The following is a 17,415-nucleotide window of genomic DNA, read 5'->3' as shown; positions in this document are numbered from 1 at the left end:
GCATCTCACTGTGGGACTGAACATCTTAAGAATCAGAGCCGACTGCCTGACTTTCTTTGCCGCCACACGATACTCTTTGCAAAAGGCAAATGTATTATTGAAGCCCATGCAGTTGGATACATACCCCTTCCATTATGACAATCGATTACCCAAAGATAAGAATTATTTTAAACAAATATTTAGTTGGAGAAATATGTCTGAATATTGAGCCATCAGCAATGGTGCCAGAAAGCATAGAAGACCTGGCATCCACGGGATTTTCCAGAGAGGGAGACCCGAATGACCATGAATTATTCGAGAAATATTATTCCATAGTGAATAGAAAACAGGGAATCAACTTCAAGATATACACGCTCAAAGGGAAAATATGGAGCAGCGGCCTTGATTTCCATGGATTCAGGTTATCCACCATCCTTAAGATGATTAATAAGCCAGCCAACATGAGATTGTTCCTTGACAACAAAAACTCCGATGGCGCACTCATCATTAATGATCTATGCGTTTGTAGATTTTCATACCACAAGGAAAAACCTCTAGCTCTTACATTTGAAACCAATGCCGCAATAATCGATGATATGGAAAACAGAAAAATCTCCACCAAGGCTGTTGAAAATGACTTCGCTGAAATATCTGCAGTACTGGCGAGAAGGAGTAACAGGAAGCTTAGAAAAATAAAACAAATATTAGTATCCAAGGGTCATATATTGAAATAATTTCCACCAATGGTTCTACAATCTTTATTTAAGCTCCAGACATGGAATCTACCCATTCATATGAATACAACCCAAAATCTTCACACACTCAATCTGGAGACCGCAGAGAAATCCATCCGCTTGCTGGCGACCGCATTCTTTCACCAAGATCTGAAAACCCTTGAAGCCCACTTCGGTATCAGCACACTGCAAATGGATGAGGCTTTTGAAGCATTGGAAAATTATCTCGGCAAAGACGATTTCACCTCGCTTGCACCTCCTCCAATAGGTAGCCAGATCATTCTGGAAGAAGATGAAATTTGTGCCGACGATGAAAATTCCTCAATCAGGGTCTATCGATTGAATTACGGAGGCTGGGGCTACGAGATGGATGTTTTCAGGCAAGACAAGAGGTGCGATCTGACCATGCGTGGCGAACTGCCTGGAGATTTCGGCAAAAATCCGCACAGCATCAAATTTCATCTGTTTGAAGTCATGTGATTTTTGTCCCGACCATGCACACCATCCCCGAGCTCGCCAGCCCCCAATCATGGCAATCCACCCTGCCCTCCCGCCGCGCAGAGATTGCCCAAGCCATTCTGGAGGGGCTGCCGCGCGGCTTCGAGTTCGCCAAACCATTCGTCTCTACAGAGCCTGCTGAGGGCGCGGCATGGGAGGTTCCCTGCTTTTACGACGCGCAGCATGAGACCGCGCTGACCCTGGTCCTGGGCGGCGATTTCACCTACGGGGCAACGGCGCAGCGGCTGGTGACGTTGCGCGATTCGATCCCTGCGGAGGACTGGTCCTTGATTGCGCCGGTGGTCCATGCAGCGCAGGAGGCCGGTCCCCTGCATGTGCCCGCGTTTCTGATGGGCCGCTTTCCCACGTTCGAGTGGGTGATTGAAGAGCATGTGGAGTTGTGCGATGGGCTGGAGCGGCCTGATTTCTCCAGCGAGGACGGGCCGTTTCCCGCCTATGTCACGCAAGAGGAAGCGCAGCGCTTTTTGGCCGCCACGGGCTATCGCCTGCCTTGGGACCATGAGTGGGAGTACGTTGCGAAGGCAGGCACGGAGCGGCTGTATGTGTGCGGGGACGCAGTTCCCCAGCGCGATCTGTCCGGTGATGTGTGCCTGACGCAGTTTGGCGATGGTCGGCTCAACCGCGCGGCCGCCAATCCCTGGGGAATGGCGGCGTTGGCGGTGGCCACGTTCACCCGGCTGCAGGCCAGCCCGCGCGAGTGGCGCATCCGTGGCGGTGCGGCGGCGTTCTATCCGTTTCAGCATCCCATGCAGCAGGCCATGCTGCTGACGGAGCTTCAGCTGCCGCTGGCCAACATGCCCGGGCAGATGGCGGGTCTGCGTCTGTGCCTCGATGTGCCAGCCATATAAAGGCATATAGGGCCATATGGGGTAAATCCGTGCACAGCCGTTGTTGTGGCGCTCCTGGCACAGCAATGTTCTGGTGGCGTCATTTTTCGGCTTTAGGATGGCGGGCCATGCGCAATTCCCACTCCCTCTGGACGGCGGCAGCCCTGGGCCTGGCAGCCTGTCTCAGCACCGGCCCGGCCCATGCAGCCCGACCCATGATCACGGACGATGCCCGCATCGTCGATGCCAAGTCCTGCCAGCTGGAAAGCTGGGTCAAGTCCAAAAAGGACAGCACGGAGTTCTGGGCGCAGCCGGCCTGCAATTTCACGGGCAATCTGGAGCTGACGCTGGGCGCGGCACGCACGCGAGAGGACGGCAGCAGCCGAACCACGGATGTGGTGATCCAGGGCAAGACCCTGTTCAAGGAACTGCAGCCCAATGGCTGGGGCTGGGGCCTGGCCGTGGGCAATGCCCGGCATCCGAATGACGAGGGCCAGGGCCGGGGAGATCTGTACGCCTATGTGCCCGTCACGTTCTCGCTGCGCGATGACCGGCTGTTCTTCCACACCAACGTGGGCTGGCTGCGCACGGCGCAGGCGCATCGCAACCTCATGACCTGGGGACTGGCCACCGAGGCCCAATTGAGCCAGAGCACCTGGCTGATTGCCGAGACATTCGGCCAGAACCAGGGCAAGCCCTTCTACCAGATGGGCCTGCGCTACTGGTTGGTGCCTGGACATGTGCAGATCGATGCCACCTACGGCAACCGCGCAGGCAGCAGCACGCAGGAGCGGTGGTTTTCCATCGGCTTGCGGCTGCTGTCTTCGCCGTTCCTGCCCTGAGTTCTTTCCAGCTTGCGCCCTGCCCGGCCCTGCCCGCTGCTCACAGCGCGCCAAACCGCCTGAGCACCATGAAGGCCGCCATGGCCAGCACGCCCAGCATCACAGAGAGCTGATTGGCGCAGGCCAGATTGCCGTCCAGCACATTGTTGTAGATGGCCAGTGACAGGGTTTCCGTCCGGCCGATGATGTTGCCGCCCAGCATGAGCGACAGGCCGACCTCGCCCAACGCACGGCCCCCCGACAGGATCAGGCCGGCCGCAATGCCGCGCCGGGCCAGCGGCAGCTCGATGCGCCAGAACACCGACCAGGGACGGTGCCCCAGCATGGCCGCCGCCTCCAGCAGGCGTGGCGAAGTGCCTGCAAAGGCGGCCTGCGTGGGCTTGACCATGAGCGGCAACCCGGCAATGAAGGCCGCAATGACCAGGCCCGTTTGCGAAAACACGATGTCGGGTCGCAGCACGGCCGGCAGCATCTGGGTGACAAGCCCTTGCCGGCCCAGCAGCACCAGCAGGCCATAGCCCAGCACGATGGGCGGAAACACCAGCGGCAGGCTGACCAGTGCATCGACCAGCTGGCGCCCCGCAAACCGGCGCCGTGCCAGCAGCCAGCCCAGGCCTGCGCCCACCAGCAATTGCAGCATCAGGCTCCAGGCAATGACATGCGCGGTCAGGGCCAGCGGCGCCTGGGCGCAAACGGAGTCGGTCATGGACTGTCAGTTGCCAGCAGGGATTAGGTGGCCCATCAAAGGCCGTGCCGCTCCAGTACCTGGCGGGCCTGCGGCGTGGCGATGAAGTCCAGCAGCGCCTGCAGTTGCGGCGATGAGGCGCGGCCCTTGAGCACGGCCAGGCTCAGTTCGATGGGCGGATGGCAGCTGGCCGCCACCGGCACGCTGGCGCCCACGCGGTCTTTCAGGACCAGGGCCTCGGTCTTGTTGACAAAGCCTGCGTCCACCTCGCCGGTGGTCACATAGGCGCTGACCTGGGGCACCGTGGCCACTTCGACCAGGCGTTCGCCCAGCGTCTGCGCCAGGCCCAGGCGCTCCAGGCAGATGCGCGCCGCGTTGCCGTACACGGCCTTGCTGCGGTCGGCGATGGCAATGCGCTTGAATTCGGGCCTGGCCAGGTCCTGCACGCTTTCCAGGCGCTGGCCGCGCGAGGCCACCAGCACCAGCTGGCCCTGGCCCAGCGTGATGTAGCGCTCGGCCAGTTGCATGGGCTCGACAAAGGCGCGGTCGCCGATCAGCACGGCGATCTCCGGGTCCTGGCGGGCCTGCGTCTCGATCTGCTTCATGTTGCCAAAGCTGGCCTCGGCGCGAATGCCCGTGGCCTGGCCGAAGGCCTGCAGCAGTTCCAGCACGGGCTTGCGGTAGCCGGCGCCAGCGGCCAGCAGCAGGCCTTCATCGGCATGGGCCAGGCTGGCCGAGCCAGCCAACAACAGCGCCAGGAGCGGCGCCAGGCCGCGGGACAGTATGCGTTTGAACATGGATTTCCTCCTCTAGAACGCGGCGTTGAAGCCCACGCTCCTCTCTTTACGAAATGTTCAATCGTATACGACGAATTACTGCATACACCCCTGCACGCCTGCTGCAACGCCCGTAAAAAAACCTCCATGCATGACACATGGAGGCTGGCAGTCATGGCAGCCTGCGTCTTCGTTCAAGGGGGCGTCGTCTGCAGCGCTTACTTGTTGGGCTTGGCCGCAGGGCCGGCAGCGATGGGCGCCACGCCTTCGGGCTTGACGTAGGTGACCGAGGTCACATAGTGCACGCCGTCGTATTTTTCTGCACCGTTCGGGCCGGTGCGCTCGCCGCCGCTGCGCTCGTCGTGCGTGGCTTCGGCCACGTAGGTGCCCTTCCAGGGCATGTCGAACTGCACCAGGCCCTGCTCGTCGGCATGGGCTTCCTTGCTCCAGCCCGATTGCACGGTCAGAACCACCTTGGCCTTGGGCAGCGGCTGGCCCTTGTAGATGACCTTGAACTCGCCGGCCTTGCCAGAGGGCACGACATCCAGCGTCAGCCGCGGGGCCTGGGCGGCAAAGCCGGTGATCAGGCGCGCGGCCGGGTGGTACCAGTTGCGCAGTTCCTGCTCGCCCTTCTTGCTGGTGTACAGCGGGTAGCCGGCATCCTCGGCCACGATGCTGTCGCCCTGGCCGGCCTTGAAGGGCAGCGCAAAGCCGGTGCCGGTCTTGCGGCCATCGGCCGCCTTCTCGCCCTGGGCAGACACCAGGGTGGCCACGGGCTTGCCGAACTTGTCGAGCAGGCCCGGCGATGTCTCGCGCAGGTTGTCGCCAAACTCGCCAAAGCGGATCACGGCGGTTTCGCCGGCCGGCTGTTCCAGCCAGATCTGGTGGGCCTGGCTGGCGCCGCTGGCGGCCAGGAGTGCGGAGACAAGAATCCAGTGTTTCTTCATTGCAGCTTCCTCAAAGGACAAAAAAACAGCCATCGGCGCCATAACGGGCCGACGGCATGAACGTGCTTGGGGGTGGGGTGCGGCCACATGGCGCCGCATTGATTATTGAATGAGAATGGTTTGCATTCTATGCGCATTGCACACCGCCCCGGCGCAGTTCACCAGGTGGCTGCAATGGGGTCCGGCCCAGCGTTCAGGCGGCATCCTCGATGCACACCGGCTCGCCCGTGAATGCCAGCGCCTCGGCGGCCTGCTCCCAAGGGCTTTGGTCAGCCGTCCTGGCCGGGCGCAGCACAAAGCCCTCGCCTTCCGCATGCGTGGTGCTGGCCGCGGGCGGCAGCGGCAGGCCCATGCGCTCATGCGCCTGGGCCACCAGGGTGCGAGCGTAGATTTCCGCAGCCATGCTGCGCAGGCGCGGCTTGTAGACCTTGCCCACGTTGGTGGTGGGCAGCGCATCGATGATGCGCACATAGCGCGGGCGCGCAGGCGCTTCGTCCACGCCGGCTGCAGCAAAGGCCAGCAGTTCGGTCTCATCAGCCTGGGCCCCGGGGTGGAGCGCGACAAAGGCCACAGGCACCTCGCCCGCATAGGCATCGGGCGCGCCCACGGCGGCGCAGGCCTTGACGGCGGGATGGCGCTCCAGCGCCTGCTCTATCACCTGCGGATCGATGTTGTGGCCGCTGCGGATGATCACGTCCTTGGAACGCCCGCGCAGCCGCAGCAGGCCATCGTCGCCGACCGAGCCCAGGTCGCCCGTGATCAGCCAGCCGTCATCGGTGAGGTAGCTGGACGGCTCAATGCCGCCCAGGTAGCCGGAAAACAGGTTGGGCGACTGGAACACCACCATGCCGGTTTCGCCGGGCGCGGCTTCCTGCCCTGATGGCCGGCCGTCCGGCCCCATGCGGCGCACGGCCAGGCGCGCAAACGGCAGGCGCAGGCCCACATGTCCGGCCGCCGCGTGCAGGCCGGGCGGCGTGATGGTGGAGATGCCCGTCATCTCGGTCATGCCCAGGCTCTCGTGCACATGGAAGCCGCTGTGCGCCTTGAAGCGCGCCGCCACCTCGGGCGACAGCGGCGCGGCGCCCGTGCGGAAGTAGCGGATGGAGGACACATCGGCCCCCTGCAGCGGCACCTCCACCAGCGCGGCCAGCACCGTGGGCACGGCCGACATCAGCGTGGGCTTCCACTGTGCCGCCATGCGCCAGAAGCCGGCAATCACGGCCTTGTTGCGAAACAGACCGGTGGTCGGAATGATGACGTGGGCTCCGGCCGAGAAGCAGGCCAGCGAGCCCGGCAGCACGCCCGCCACATGGAACAGCGGGTAGCCGTTGATGGTGCGGTCGGCCGTGTTCAGGCCCTGCATCTGCACGCTGGCCCAGGCGGTGTAGACCTGGGCGCCATGCGTCTGCACGGCGATCTTGGGCGCACCCGTGGTGCCCCCGGTATGGAAGTAGGCCGCCACGTCGCCGGCCTGTAGCTGGCGCCCGCTCACCAGCCGGTCGGAGGGCTGGGCGGCCAGGGCGGCATGCAGATCGCTGGCGGGCCAGCGCTGTCCATTCGCCTGGAGAGCCCGGCCTTCATGCGAGACCCAGAGCACATGCGCCAGATCCGCATCCAGCGCCGTGACTTTCTCGCGGATGCCGGCATCGTCCTCGTCCGCCCAGGCGATCAGAAAGCGCGCGCCCGTGGTCCGCATCAGGGCAGAGATCTTCTCGGCACTCAGCAGCGGATTGATGGGCTGCACGATGCCCGCCGCCTCGCCGCCCCACAGCGCAAAGTGGTACTCCATGCAGCCTGGCAGCAGGATGGCCACCGTGTCGCTGGCGCCCATGCCCAGCGCATGCAGGGCGTTGGCCGTCTGGTGGATCTTGCCCAGCAGTTCGGCATAGCTCAGGTGCCGGGCATCATCCACGCTGCCGGCCTGGGGCAGAAAGCTCAGCGCCCTGCCCTGGCCGTGCTCACGCGCAGAGTTGCAAAAGAGGTCGTAGACCGAAGCCGCGGTGATCAGCTGCGCCATGGGCCGGCTTTCGATGGCTTCGACATCGGCCAGGGAACGCACGGCCCGCAGGGGCCGGAACATGGATTGCGCAGGGATAGGACTCATGGCCATGGGCTCACTCCGCGCCCAGGCCGTTGGTGCGCACCACCTCGCCCCAGCGCGAGTAGTCGCTGCGGATCAGGGCCTCGGTGTCCTGGGGGTTGAGGTAGGCGGCCGTCACGCCGATCTTCTCGAAGCGGTCGCGCACCTCGTCGGTGGCCAGCAGCTGGCGCGAGGTGGCGCTGAGCTTGTCGATGATGGCGCGCGGCGTGTCCCTGGGTGCCACCAGGCCGCCCCAGGACGATGCCTCATAGCCGCCAAAGCCCTGCTCGGCCATGGTCTGCACGCCGTCCAGCGCCTTCACGCGCTGCGGCGTGCCCACCGCCAGCGCCCTCAGCCGGCCGCTGCGGATATGGGGCAGCGCCGACACCATGTCCGCATAGATCACCGGCACCACGCCGCCCAGCGTGTCGTTCATGGCGGGCGCGCTGCCCTTGTAGGCCACGTGTTGCATGGTGTGCAGCTTGGCGGATTTCATCAGCTCCATGCTCAGGTGGCCCGAGCTGCCCGCCCCGGAGCTGGTGTAGTCCAGCGTGGCGGGCTGCGCCTTGGCGTACTGGAACAGCGATTTGAGGTCGGTCACCTTGGGCAGAGACTGCGCATTGACCGCAATCACATTGGGCAGGTCATAGATCTTGGTGACCGGGGCGAAATCCGTGGCCGGGTGGAACTTGACGTTCTTGAAGAAATGCGGCGCCATGATGGTGGGCGTGACCATCATCATCAGCGTATAGCCGTCAGGCGCTGCCGTGCGGAACTGGCCTGCCGCCACCGCGCCCGATGCGCCGGGCTTGTTCTCTATCACCACGGGCTGGCCCAGCTGGCGCGCCAGCGCCTCGGCGTAGACGCGCGCCGCGCCATCGGTGGGCCCACCCGGCGGGAAGGGAACGACCAGGCGAATCGGCCTGTCGGGCCAGGCGCCGGTATCGGTATTGGCCTGCGCCGCGCCGCACAGCGATGCGAACGCAGCCACGCCGATGGCGCCCAGCGCCATGCCCTTGGCCAACGCCTGTCTTTTTGTGATGCCTGCCATCTTGTCTCCTTGAATGTTTATGTGTTCTGGCTGGCCCATTCTGCCCAGCGCACCCTCTTTGACAATGGCGGCGGCGGTTGACATCATGTCAAACAATATTGACACCCCCTTGGACCGCAACGCATGGATCTCCTGGCATTCAACATCCTTGTCCAGATCATCGAACACGGAAACCTGAGCCAGGCGGCAAAGTTCTTGAACATGTCGCGGGCCAACGTGAGCTACCACCTGGCCCGGCTGGAGAAGTCCCTGGGCGCATCGCTGCTGCGCAGAACGCCCCAGGGCGTGGAGGCCACCGAGGTCGGCCAGCGCATCTACCGCCATGCGCGCAACATCCTCAACGAGACCGAACTGGTGCGCGAGCTGGCCCAAAGCAGCACGGACGACATCTCGGGAAAGATCGGGCTGAGCGTGCCCACCGGCTACGGCCACCTGGTCATGGCGCCGTGGCTGATCGAGTTCAAGCGCGCCCATCCGCAGGTGGTGCTGGACATCCGCCTGGAAAACTTCATAGACAACCTGCTCAAGGACAGCGTGGACATCGCCATCCGCGTCATGTCCGACCCGCCGCCCATGCTGGTGGCGCGCGACATGGGGCCGGTGCGCTACAGCCTGTGCGCCTCCAGCGACTGGCTGCGCAGCCACCGCCTGCCGGAGACACCGTCCGAGCTGTCGCGCACGCCGCTCATCACATCGGGCGGCGAAAGCGGCAAGGTGCGCCTGCAGATTGCGCGGAACGGCCAGCCGCTGGAGGAGCTGGACATCACGCCCACGCTGATGTCGCGCAGCTACCCTTTCCTGTGCGACTGCATCACCGGCGGCCTGGGCGTGGGGCTGGTGCCCGACTACATGGTGCGCCGCCAGGTGGAAGATGGCCGCGTCGTGCTGGCCATGCAGGACTACGAATTCAGCATCAACCAGGGCCGCATGTTCATGCTGTACATGCCCAACCGCTTCCAGTCCGGCGCCGCCCGCGCCTTGATCGACTTTCTGAGCGACAGGATGGGCCTTGCGCGCATCATCCGGCCGGGTGACTTGCCCGACACGGCGCAGGCCTTGCAACCGTCGGAATGACGCTGGAACAAAGTTTGTAGACGACTGGTCGGTTTTTACGTTAGACTTCGATCCCATGAAGAAACCCGCACAGGAAACACGCCAGCACATCCTTGATGTGGCCAAGGCGTTGATGACCCAGAAAGGCTATACGGCCGTCGGCCTGGCCGAGGTCGTCGCGGCTGCGGGCGTGCCCAAGGGCTCCTTCTACTACTACTTCAAATCCAAGGAAGAGTTCGGCCAGGCCCTGCTGCAGGAGTACTTCGACGAGTACCTGGCCAAGATCGATGCGCTCATGGAGACGCCCGATCCGGCCATCTTCCGGCTGATGACCTACTTCCGCCATTGGACGCAGAACCAGTGCTCGGCCCATGCAGGAGGCCAGTGCCTCGTGGTCAAGCTGGGCCCAGAGGTCTGCGACCTGTCCGACGACATGCGCTCGGTGCTGCGCACCGGCACCGACGCCATCATCACCCGGCTGACCGACTGCGTGCGCGCCGGCCAGGCCGATGGCTCCATCACATCCGACCTGGACGCGCCTGCGCTGGCCGAATCGCTGTACCAGCTGTGGCTGGGCGCCTCCCTGCTGTCCAAGCTGGGCCGGCATGAGGAGCCATTTGCCGCAGCGCTCGTGTCCACGAAGCGGCTGCTGGGCTGAGCAGGCCTGGCCGCCGCTTTTTATTTGCCTTGCTTGTAGACGACTGGTCAACTTCAAACCCTTCACCTCTTACCCATCCCTCTTCCTTTTTGTTCAACCACCACCACTGCACACCATGACCGACCACAGCCTTCACACCGATCTGTTCTCCCCCACCCAACTGGGCGGCCTGTCGCTCGCCAACCGCTTCGTCATGGCCCCGCTGACCCGCAGCCGCGCCGGTGACGACGGCGTGCCCACCGAACTGCACGCCGCCTACTACGCCCAGCGCGCCAGCGCGGGCCTGTTGATCAGCGAAGCCGTCAACATCTCCGCACAGGGCCGGGGCTACAACCTCACGCCCGGCATCTGGACCGAGGAACAGGTCGCCGGCTGGAAGAAGGTCACCGACGCCGTGCACGCGGCCGGTGGCAAGATCGTGGCCCAGCTGTGGCACGTGGGCCGCTACTCGCACGTGGACCTGCAGCCCGGTGGCGTTGCCCCTGTCGCCCCCTCTGCAATCAAGGCCGAAGGCGTCACCTTCACGCCCAACGGCGTGGCCGAGGTATCCATGCCCCGCGCCCTGGAAACCAGCGAAATCCCCGGCATCGTCGAGCAATACCGCCATGCGGCCGAATGCGCCAAGCGTGCCGGCTTTGACGGCGTGGAAGTGCATTCGGCCAACGGCTACCTGCTCGACCAGTTCCTGCGCGACTCCACCAACCACCGCAGCGACGCCTATGGCGGCAGCATCGAAAACCGCGCCCGCCTGACGCTGGAAGTCACCGACACCGTGGCCAAGGTCTGGGGCGCCGACCGCGTGGGCATCCGCCTGTCGCCCGTCACACCCAACGCCGGCAACACGCCGCTGGACAGCGACGTGATGGCCCTCTACGGCTACCTCATCCCCCAGCTCAACCGCTTCGGCCTGGCCTACCTGCACGTCGTGGAAGGCGCCACCGGCGGCTCGCGCGAACTGCCGCCGGGCGTGGACCTGGACGCGCTGCGCAAGCTCTTTGACGGCGCCTACATGGGCAACAACGGCTATGACCTGGAACTGGCCATGGACCGCCGCGCCAAGGGCCTGATCGACACCGTGGCCATCGGCCGCCCCTTCATCGCCAACCCCGACCTGGTGGCCCGCCTGCGCCACGGCAAGGAGCTGGCCGTGGCCCCACACGAGGCCTACTACGGCGGCGGCGCCCAGGGCTACACGGACTGGCCAGTGGCCGCCTGAGCCGGCCATCCGCCCCACGATCTGCGGCACACTGGCTGACCTGCGTCCCCATCGAATGACCAAGCGAAAGACCAAGCCATGCAACTGCTGATCGTGGGCGCCACGGGGCTGGTGGGCAGCCAGGTGCTGCAACAGGCCCTGGCCGACAGCCGCATCACCCGCGTCGTGGCCCCGGTACGCCGGGCGCTGCCGGAGCACCCCAGGCTGCTCGCCCCCATCGTCGATTTCGAACGCCTGCCCGAAGATGCCGACTGGTGGCGCGCCGACGCCCTGGTCTGCACCCTGGGCACCACCATCAAGACAGCCGGCAGCCAGCCGGCTTTTCAGCGTGTGGACCATGACTATCCGCTGCTGGCCGCCCGCCTGGCCCATCGCCACGGCACGCCCACCTATGTGCTGAACTCGGCCATGGGCGCCGACGCCGGCTCGCGCATCTTCTACAACCGCGTCAAGGGTGAGCTCGAGCGTGACCTCCAGGCGCAAGGCTTTGCCTCCCTCACCTTCGTGCGCCCCGGCCTGATCAGCGGCCCGCGCACCGAGCACCGCGCGGGTGAGCGCGCCATGGTCGGCGTTCTTGGCGCCCTGGGCCCGCTGCTTCCCCGGCGCTGGCGGCTCAACCCCGCGCACCGCATTGCCCAGGCCTTGATAGAGGCTGCTGTCAACGCCAGGCCCGGCGTCCATATCGTGGGTTCCGAGGCGCTGGCCGAGTGAACACCATGCACAGTCAAGAACCTCTCAGAAAGCTCGCATGAACCCGCACATCGCCCCGGTCGATCTCGCCAAGTCCTACCGGCTGATCAACCACGGCCCCACCGTCCTGGTCTCGGCCCGCCATGGCGGCGTGGACAACGTCATGGCCGCAGCCTGGTGCTGCGCGCTGGACTTTGCGCCCCCGAAGCTCACCGTGGTGCTGGACAAGGCCACGGCCACGCGCGCTCTGGTCGAGCAAAGCGGCATGTTCGTGATCCAGGTGCCTACGGCCGCCCAGTTGCAGCTCACGCACCAGGTCGGCACGCACACCCTTTCCACCGATGCCGGCAAGCTCGCCGCCAGCGGCGTTCAGCTGTTCGGCATGGAAGGGTTCGACCTGCCCTTCGTGGACGGCTGCGCCGGCTGGCTGGCCTGCAGGCTGATCCCGGAGCCCCACAACCAGCAGGCCTACGACCTGTTCATCGCCGAAATCGTCGGCGCCTGGTCCGACACCCGCGTGTTCAGCGACGGCCACTGGCACTTCGAGGACGCCGACCCCGCGCTGCGCAGCCTGCACTACGTGGCGGGTGGGCAGTTTTATGCGATTGGGCAGGCGTTGAACGTGCAGGACGGATCGCCCTGAAACTCGCCAATGGCGGCATGGCTGTATTGCACAATCCAGCCATGCTCTCGGCCACCGCCTCTTCCCTTGCACCTTCCCTTGCCTCTTCGCGCGCAGTCCCCACGCGCGAAACCTATTCCGAACTGCAGCAGGCCTACGAGCACTTCAACCAGCGCCTGTTCGACGATGCCCTGCCCCACTGCCTGATCACGCTGCAGCGCGAGAAACGCACCTGCGGCTATTTCTCTGCGGCGCGCTTTGCGTCGCTGGATGGCAGCACCACGGACGAGATTGCGCTCAACCCCGCCTACTTCGCGGCCGTGCCCATCATCGAGACGCTGCAGACCCTGGTGCATGAGATGACGCACCTTTGGCAGCACCACTTCGGCAAGCCGGGCCGCGCGCGGTATCACAACGAGGAATGGGCGGACAAGCTGGAATCGCTGGGCCTCATGCCCTCGTCCACGGGCCGGCCCGGCGGCCGGCGCACGGGCGACATGATGGCCGACTACGCCATGGCAGGCGGCCCCTTCCTCGCGGCCTGCGAGCTGTTGCTGACCACGCGCTTCCAACTGAGCTGGTACGACCGCTTCCCGGCCATCGAGCATGTGGTCACGGGCCAGTGGAGCATGGCCACGCAGATCCAGGGCATGCAGGGCACGCAGCCGCCCATGTCCTCCGTGCCCGCCCTGGCCGAAGCCGTACGGCCCGTGGGCACCTCGGTGGCTGTGCCGGGCTCCACCACCGGCGAGACCATGGTGCAGCCCGTCAACAAGTCCCTGCGCGTCAAGTACCGGTGCGGCGGTTGCGCGGCGCCCGTCAATGTCTGGGGCAAGCCGGGGCTGAACCTGATCTGCGGCGATTGCGGCAAAGGCTTCGCGGCCCAGGATTGATCAGTGGGCAGGAGTCTTGCGCGGCAGCTCCAGCACCGCCTCCAGCCCGCCCCCCTCCCGGTTGCCCAGCACAATGCGCCCGCCATGCGCCTTGGCCACGGCATCGGCAATGGACAGGCCCAGGCCAAACCCGCCAGAGCCCGCGTTGCGCGAGGTCTCCATGCGGTAGAACGGCTCCAGCACCTGGGCCAGTTGCTCCTGGGCAATGCCCGGCCCCCGGTCCAGCACGTCGATGCGCAGCAGATCGTCGCTGTCACTGATGCGCAGTTCGGCGTCGCGGCCATAGCGCAGCGCGTTCTCCAGCAGGTTCTGCAGGCAGCGGCGCAGGCTGTGGGGATAGCAATCGAGCGGGCGCAGCGCGCGGCCCGTGATGGGGATGTGCACTCCATGCGCCTCGTCCAGGTCCTGGGCCACGCCCTGCACCAGGGCGTTGATGTCCAGCGCCTGGCGCTCGCCGCGCGCGTCGGCGCCGGTGAGCATGTCCAGCGTGGCGGTGACCATGGCTTCCATCTCCTGCAGATCGCGGCGGAATTTGTCGCGCAGGGCTTCGGGCTCCAGCATTTCCGAGCGCAGGCGCAGCCGCGTGATGGGCGTGCGCAGGTCGTGCGAGACGGCTGCAAAGAAACGCGTGCGCTCGGCCACGCCATCGGCGATGCGCTGCTGCATGGCATTGAAGGCCTGGGCCGCCTGGCGCACCTCGCGCGGGCCGTCCAGCGGCAGGGGCGGGCTTTTGAGGTCCTTGCCCAGCGCGTCGGCGGCGCTGGCCATGCGCGCCAGCGGACGCATGGCCAGGCGCACGGCCAGCAGAGCCACCACAACCACCACGATGATGCGCAGCAGATAGATGCGCAGCACGTAGTCGGCCAGCGCCCAGTAGGGCCTGACGGGGTAGCCGGCCTCTCCCTCCACGGCCTGTACCTGCAGCCACTGGCCGTTGCCCAGGCCCAGCAGCATGCGTACATGGGCTTCGGGCTCATGGGCAGTGAGCAGGGTCTCTGCGCCGCCATGCAGCTCCAGCGCCAGCAAGTGGAACGGCACGGCCGCGCCCACGCGCCGTGCCAGCACATCGGCCAGCAGATCGCCGGCCATGGCGTCGGCCGCATCGGCGGGAGCGGACGCCAGGTCCTCCATCAGGCGCCGCGCACGGGCCGCATCGATCAGGGTCAGCTGGTAGCCCTGCGTGCTCAGCGTGCCCACGGCGGCGGCCCGCGCCTCGGGCGGCAGGGAGGACAGCAGCAGCAGCGAATCGGCGGCGCGCGCGCCCAGCAGACGCAGCGGCACCTCCAGCAGCTGGCTGCGCCGGCTTTCCCACCAGATGGTGCCCGTCAGCGCCTGGGCCGCCAGCATGCCGGCCACAAGGATCAGGGCCACGCGCCCGGACAGCGTCTGCGGCCACAGGCGCCGCAGCAGCGCGCCGGCCTGCATCCAAGCCATCACGATGCCTGCGGCACCACGTCGCAGGTCAGCACGTAGCCGGCGTTGCGCACGGTGCGGATCAGGCTGGCCTGGCGCGCGGGGTCTTCCAGGTGCTGGCGCAGTCGGCTGACGCAGACGTCGATGGCGCGGTCCTGGGCCTGGCGCTCGCGGCCGAACACATGGTCGGCCAGGTAGTCGCGGCTCAGCGTGCGGTGCGGGTTGCTGGCCAGGGCGCAGAGCACGCGGTAGTCGGACTGGGCCAGCGGCACCAGCACGGCCTGGGGCGAGCGCAGCTCGCGCGCGCGCATGTCCAGCGTCCAGCCGGCAAAGCGCAGCACGGGCAGATGCTCCGGCTCGCTGGCCGGCGCCGGTGCCTGGGCCACGCGGCGCAGCACCACCTTGATGCGCGCCAGCAGCTCGCGCGGATCGAAGGGCTTGGGCAGGTAGTCGTCCGCACCCATCTCCAGGCCCAGGATGCGGTCCAGCAAGGCGCCGCGCGCCGTGAGCATGACCACGGGGATGTGGGTGCGCTCGCGCAGGCTGCGGCACAGGGCCAGGCCGTCGGTGCCGGGCAGCATCAGGTCCAGCACGATGAGGTCGGCCGCATGCCGGCCCAGCCAGTCCCACATGGCCTGGCCGTCACCCACGGCGGCCGGGCGCATGCCCGAGGCGCGCAGGTAGTCGCACAGCAGCTCGCGGATGTCGGGATCGTCGTCCACCACCAGGATGCGCGGACCCTGGGCGGCCGGGGATGCGGCGGCTGGTGCACTCATGGATTGCATTGGCGCATGGCGTTTTGTAATGGAATGTTGTGGCGGCGGCCTGTGCAATGGAGCATTGCATTTGCCCGGCGGCCGCTGGCCTGTCTGCGCTGTCGCGTCACTAGAGTCCTGCTCGTCAATAAGAACGATTTTCATTCTAGTGATTCGTCGCCATGTCTTCTCAGCACTCCAGCAGTTTCCCTCCGGCCCTGTCCACCAGCCTTGCGCTGACGCTGGGCGCCTTCTCCACCCTGGCCGTCGCCCAGACTGCGGCCGCTCCGGCATCGCCCCTGGACACGGTCGAGGTCCGCTCCACGCGTGAGGCGCCGGCCTATCAGCCCGCCGCCGTGCAGTCGCCCAAGCTCACCCAGCCGCTGCGCGACACGCCGCAAAGCATCAGCGTGGTGCCGGCCGAGCTGATCCGCGAGCAAAACGCCCAGAGCCTGCAGGAGGTGCTGCAGAACGTGCCCGGCATCACCTTCACCTCGGGCGAGGGCAACCTGGGCTGGGGAGATTTCTTCACCATCCGCGGCTTCTCGGCCGAGCAGGCCATCACCATCGACGGCGTGCGCGACGGCGGCATGGCCAGCCGCACCGACACCTTCAACCTGGAGCAGGCCGAGGTCTACAAGGGCACGGGCTCGGTGGAGTCGGGCGTGTCCGCCGTGGGCGGCAGCGTCAACCTGGTCAGCAAGGAAGCCAGGCGCGACACGTTCTACAACAGCTCGGTGGGCGTGGGCAGCGATGGCTACCGCCGCGCCACGGCCGACCTGAACCGCAGCGTGGGCGAGTCCGGCGCCGTGCGCCTGAACCTCATGAAGCACCAGAACGACGTGGCCGGCCGCAACGGGGTGGACTACGACCGCTACGGCTTGGCAGCCTCGTTCGCCCACGGCCTGGGCACTTCCACGCGCACCGTGGTCAACGTCTTCCACCAGGTGGACGACAACACACCCGATGGCGGCCTGCCCATTCAGCGCGGCACGGGCGGCCAGGTGATGCCGGGCGTGCCGCGCAATGCCTGGTACGGCGCCTCCAACCTCTACACCCAGCAGTCGCGCACGGATATGGTGACGGCCCGCGTGGAGCATGACCTCTCGCCCGCGACCACGGTGCGCAACCAGTTCCGCTACGAGCGCTCGGACAACTGGAGCGTGCTGGCGCCCGCGCGCTTCAACAGCGGCAGCAGCAAGAACTCGTTGGGCTATGTAGGCCTGGGCGGGCTGGTGACGGCGCCGGGCGGCATCCTGTCCTATGGCGACTACGGCCTGGTGAACACGGCGGGCGCCAATGCCTCGCTGCGCCTGGCCTCGGTGCCAGTGTCCAAGCGCTACACCATCGCCAACAACCAGACCGATGTGCGCACCAGTTTCGAGACGGCAGGTTTCAAGCACGACCTCACGGCAGGGCTGGAGCTGTACCGCGAGACCTATGGCGACCGCGAGCGCAGCATGGACCTGCCCACCGGGACGCTGGGCTTCGACATGGCCGACCCGGCCACCATCTTCCCGGGCACGCCCACGGTGGTGGGCGCGGGCAGCGCGCGCGCCACGGTGCAGAACGCGGGCGTGTATGTGAACGACACCATCACCTTCTCGCCGCGCTGGCAGGCCCAGACGGCGCTGCGCTACGACCGCTGGCAGGCGAACAACGGCGGCGCCAGCCG

At 65.8% G+C, this 17,415-nt stretch carries 18 protein-coding genes; 11 read left to right on the top strand and 7 right to left on the bottom strand.

Going from position 1 to position 17,415, the window contains the following annotated elements; all coding sequences use genetic code 11:
- Nucleotides 1–134: 134 nt before the first annotated feature.
- The 4 genes from ACM14_RS31850 (at nucleotide 135) to ACM14_RS26740 (ending at nucleotide 2,901) form a co-directional block, all read left to right on the top strand.
- Nucleotides 135–713: a hypothetical protein gene (locus ACM14_RS31850; RefSeq protein WP_139093504.1), complete on the top strand. Its 579-nt coding sequence runs from the start codon at nucleotides 135–137 to the stop codon at nucleotides 711–713.
- A 60-nt stretch (nucleotides 714–773) separates the two neighbouring features.
- On the top strand, nucleotides 774–1,193 hold the full coding sequence (locus tag ACM14_RS26750; protein WP_254662145.1) for a hypothetical protein: 420 nt from the start codon (nucleotides 774–776) through the stop codon (nucleotides 1,191–1,193).
- 14 nt (nucleotides 1,194–1,207) lie between these two features.
- Entirely contained in the window at nucleotides 1,208–2,080 is an 873-nt protein-coding gene (locus ACM14_RS26745) for a hypothetical protein (RefSeq protein WP_065347849.1), read from the top strand.
- A 107-nt stretch (nucleotides 2,081–2,187) separates the two neighbouring features.
- Nucleotides 2,188–2,901: a hypothetical protein gene (locus tag ACM14_RS26740; protein WP_065347841.1), complete on the top strand. Its 714-nt coding sequence runs from the start codon at nucleotides 2,188–2,190 to the stop codon at nucleotides 2,899–2,901.
- Nucleotides 2,902–2,941: 40 nt separating this feature from the next.
- Here the strand turns inward: ACM14_RS26740 and ACM14_RS26735 are convergent, their stop codons facing one another.
- The 5 genes from ACM14_RS26735 to ACM14_RS26715 form a co-directional block, all read right to left on the bottom strand.
- The gene (locus tag ACM14_RS26735) at nucleotides 2,942–3,607 is read right to left on the bottom strand and encodes a molybdenum ABC transporter permease (RefSeq protein WP_065347840.1); all 666 of its coding nucleotides are present in this window, start codon (nucleotides 3,605–3,607) and stop codon (nucleotides 2,942–2,944) included.
- Between the two features lie 35 nt (nucleotides 3,608–3,642).
- Nucleotides 3,643–4,383 (bottom strand): molybdate ABC transporter substrate-binding protein, encoded by a 741-nt coding sequence (modA, locus tag ACM14_RS26730; protein ID WP_065347839.1) that lies wholly within the window; start codon nucleotides 4,381–4,383, stop codon nucleotides 3,643–3,645.
- Between the two features lie 197 nt (nucleotides 4,384–4,580).
- Complete coding sequence (locus tag ACM14_RS26725; RefSeq protein ID WP_013802332.1) at nucleotides 4,581–5,309, bottom strand: DUF4198 domain-containing protein; 729 nt, start codon at nucleotides 5,307–5,309, stop codon at nucleotides 4,581–4,583.
- 193 nt (nucleotides 5,310–5,502) lie between these two features.
- Nucleotides 5,503–7,419: an AMP-binding protein gene (locus ACM14_RS26720; RefSeq protein WP_065347838.1), complete on the bottom strand. Its 1,917-nt coding sequence runs from the start codon at nucleotides 7,417–7,419 to the stop codon at nucleotides 5,503–5,505.
- A 4-nt stretch (nucleotides 7,420–7,423) separates the two neighbouring features.
- Complete coding sequence (locus ACM14_RS26715; RefSeq protein ID WP_065347837.1) at nucleotides 7,424–8,440, bottom strand: tripartite tricarboxylate transporter substrate binding protein; 1,017 nt, start codon at nucleotides 8,438–8,440, stop codon at nucleotides 7,424–7,426.
- A 123-nt stretch (nucleotides 8,441–8,563) separates the two neighbouring features.
- Between ACM14_RS26715 and ACM14_RS26710 the strand changes: the two genes are divergently transcribed.
- The 6 genes from ACM14_RS26710 (at nucleotide 8,564) to ACM14_RS26685 (ending at nucleotide 13,572) form a co-directional block, all read left to right on the top strand.
- Entirely contained in the window at nucleotides 8,564–9,514 is a 951-nt protein-coding gene (locus tag ACM14_RS26710) for a LysR family transcriptional regulator (RefSeq protein WP_065347836.1), read from the top strand.
- Between the two features lie 55 nt (nucleotides 9,515–9,569).
- Nucleotides 9,570–10,151, top strand: a complete 582-nt coding sequence (locus ACM14_RS26705; RefSeq protein WP_065347835.1) for a TetR/AcrR family transcriptional regulator — start codon at nucleotides 9,570–9,572, stop codon at nucleotides 10,149–10,151.
- 115 nt (nucleotides 10,152–10,266) lie between these two features.
- Complete coding sequence (locus ACM14_RS26700) at nucleotides 10,267–11,367, top strand: alkene reductase (RefSeq protein WP_043823061.1); 1,101 nt, start codon at nucleotides 10,267–10,269, stop codon at nucleotides 11,365–11,367.
- A gap of 78 nt (nucleotides 11,368–11,445) precedes the next feature.
- A complete protein-coding gene (locus ACM14_RS26695) occupies nucleotides 11,446–12,078 on the top strand; it encodes an NAD-dependent dehydratase (RefSeq protein ID WP_065347834.1) in 633 nt (210 codons plus the stop codon).
- A 37-nt stretch (nucleotides 12,079–12,115) separates the two neighbouring features.
- Nucleotides 12,116–12,700 carry a flavin reductase family protein gene (locus ACM14_RS26690; RefSeq protein ID WP_065347833.1) on the top strand — a complete coding sequence of 195 codons (585 nt, stop codon included), beginning with the start codon at nucleotides 12,116–12,118 and terminating at the stop codon, nucleotides 12,698–12,700.
- Nucleotides 12,701–12,741: 41 nt separating this feature from the next.
- A complete protein-coding gene (locus ACM14_RS26685) occupies nucleotides 12,742–13,572 on the top strand; it encodes a SprT-like domain-containing protein (RefSeq protein WP_065347832.1) in 831 nt (276 codons plus the stop codon).
- On the opposite strand, the gene ACM14_RS26680 is transcribed toward ACM14_RS26685, so the two are convergent.
- Nucleotides 13,573–15,006, bottom strand: a complete 1,434-nt coding sequence (locus tag ACM14_RS26680; RefSeq protein WP_065347831.1) for an ATP-binding protein — start codon at nucleotides 15,004–15,006, stop codon at nucleotides 13,573–13,575.
- The gene (locus ACM14_RS26675; RefSeq protein WP_013802320.1) at nucleotides 15,006–15,770 is read right to left on the bottom strand and encodes a response regulator; all 765 of its coding nucleotides are present in this window, start codon (nucleotides 15,768–15,770) and stop codon (nucleotides 15,006–15,008) included. The genes ACM14_RS26680 and ACM14_RS26675 overlap by 1 nt, the downstream gene beginning before the upstream one ends.
- 152 nt (nucleotides 15,771–15,922) lie before the next feature.
- Between ACM14_RS26675 and ACM14_RS26670 the strand changes: the two genes are divergently transcribed.
- On the top strand, nucleotides 15,923–17,415 hold a 1,493-nt coding region (locus tag ACM14_RS26670; RefSeq protein ID WP_175403316.1), incomplete at its 3' end, for a TonB-dependent siderophore receptor.

It is taken from the genome of Delftia sp. JD2 (assembly GCF_001682645.1).
In the GTDB taxonomy this organism is placed as follows: domain Bacteria; phylum Pseudomonadota; class Gammaproteobacteria; order Burkholderiales; family Burkholderiaceae_C; genus Comamonas; species Comamonas acidovorans.
The sequence above is the reverse complement of the archived record's forward strand: the minus strand, read 5'-3'. Positions and strand labels throughout refer to the sequence as shown.

Excerpts from the sequence above, each read along its gene's own strand:
- ACM14_RS26725 (WP_013802332.1), bottom strand. The coding sequence starts at position 5,309 with ATGAAGAAACACTGGATTCTTGTCTCCGCACTCCTGGCCGCCAGCGGC.
- ACM14_RS26675 (WP_013802320.1), bottom strand. The coding sequence starts at position 15,770 with ATGCAATCCATGAGTGCACCAGCCGCCGCATCCCCGGCCGCCCAGGGT.
- ACM14_RS26680 (WP_065347831.1), bottom strand. The coding sequence starts at position 15,006 with ATGGCTTGGATGCAGGCCGGCGCGCTGCTGCGGCGCCTGTGGCCGCAG.
- modA (WP_065347839.1), bottom strand. The coding sequence starts at position 4,383 with ATGTTCAAACGCATACTGTCCCGCGGCCTGGCGCCGCTCCTGGCGCTG.
- ACM14_RS26720 (WP_065347838.1), bottom strand. The coding sequence starts at position 7,419 with ATGGCCATGAGTCCTATCCCTGCGCAATCCATGTTCCGGCCCCTGCGG.
- ACM14_RS26705 (WP_065347835.1), top strand. The coding sequence starts at position 9,570 with ATGAAGAAACCCGCACAGGAAACACGCCAGCACATCCTTGATGTGGCC.
- ACM14_RS26740 (WP_065347841.1), top strand. The coding sequence starts at position 2,188 with ATGCGCAATTCCCACTCCCTCTGGACGGCGGCAGCCCTGGGCCTGGCA.
- ACM14_RS26685 (WP_065347832.1), top strand. The coding sequence starts at position 12,742 with ATGCTCTCGGCCACCGCCTCTTCCCTTGCACCTTCCCTTGCCTCTTCG.
- ACM14_RS26715 (WP_065347837.1), bottom strand. The coding sequence starts at position 8,440 with ATGGCAGGCATCACAAAAAGACAGGCGTTGGCCAAGGGCATGGCGCTG.
- ACM14_RS26710 (WP_065347836.1), top strand. The coding sequence starts at position 8,564 with ATGGATCTCCTGGCATTCAACATCCTTGTCCAGATCATCGAACACGGA.
- ACM14_RS26700 (WP_043823061.1), top strand. The coding sequence starts at position 10,267 with ATGACCGACCACAGCCTTCACACCGATCTGTTCTCCCCCACCCAACTG.
- ACM14_RS26690 (WP_065347833.1), top strand. The coding sequence starts at position 12,116 with ATGAACCCGCACATCGCCCCGGTCGATCTCGCCAAGTCCTACCGGCTG.
- ACM14_RS31850 (WP_139093504.1), top strand. The coding sequence starts at position 135 with ATGACAATCGATTACCCAAAGATAAGAATTATTTTAAACAAATATTTA.
- ACM14_RS26745 (WP_065347849.1), top strand. The coding sequence starts at position 1,208 with ATGCACACCATCCCCGAGCTCGCCAGCCCCCAATCATGGCAATCCACC.
- ACM14_RS26735 (WP_065347840.1), bottom strand. The coding sequence starts at position 3,607 with ATGACCGACTCCGTTTGCGCCCAGGCGCCGCTGGCCCTGACCGCGCAT.
- ACM14_RS26750 (WP_254662145.1), top strand. The coding sequence starts at position 774 with ATGAATACAACCCAAAATCTTCACACACTCAATCTGGAGACCGCAGAG.
- ACM14_RS26695 (WP_065347834.1), top strand. The coding sequence starts at position 11,446 with ATGCAACTGCTGATCGTGGGCGCCACGGGGCTGGTGGGCAGCCAGGTG.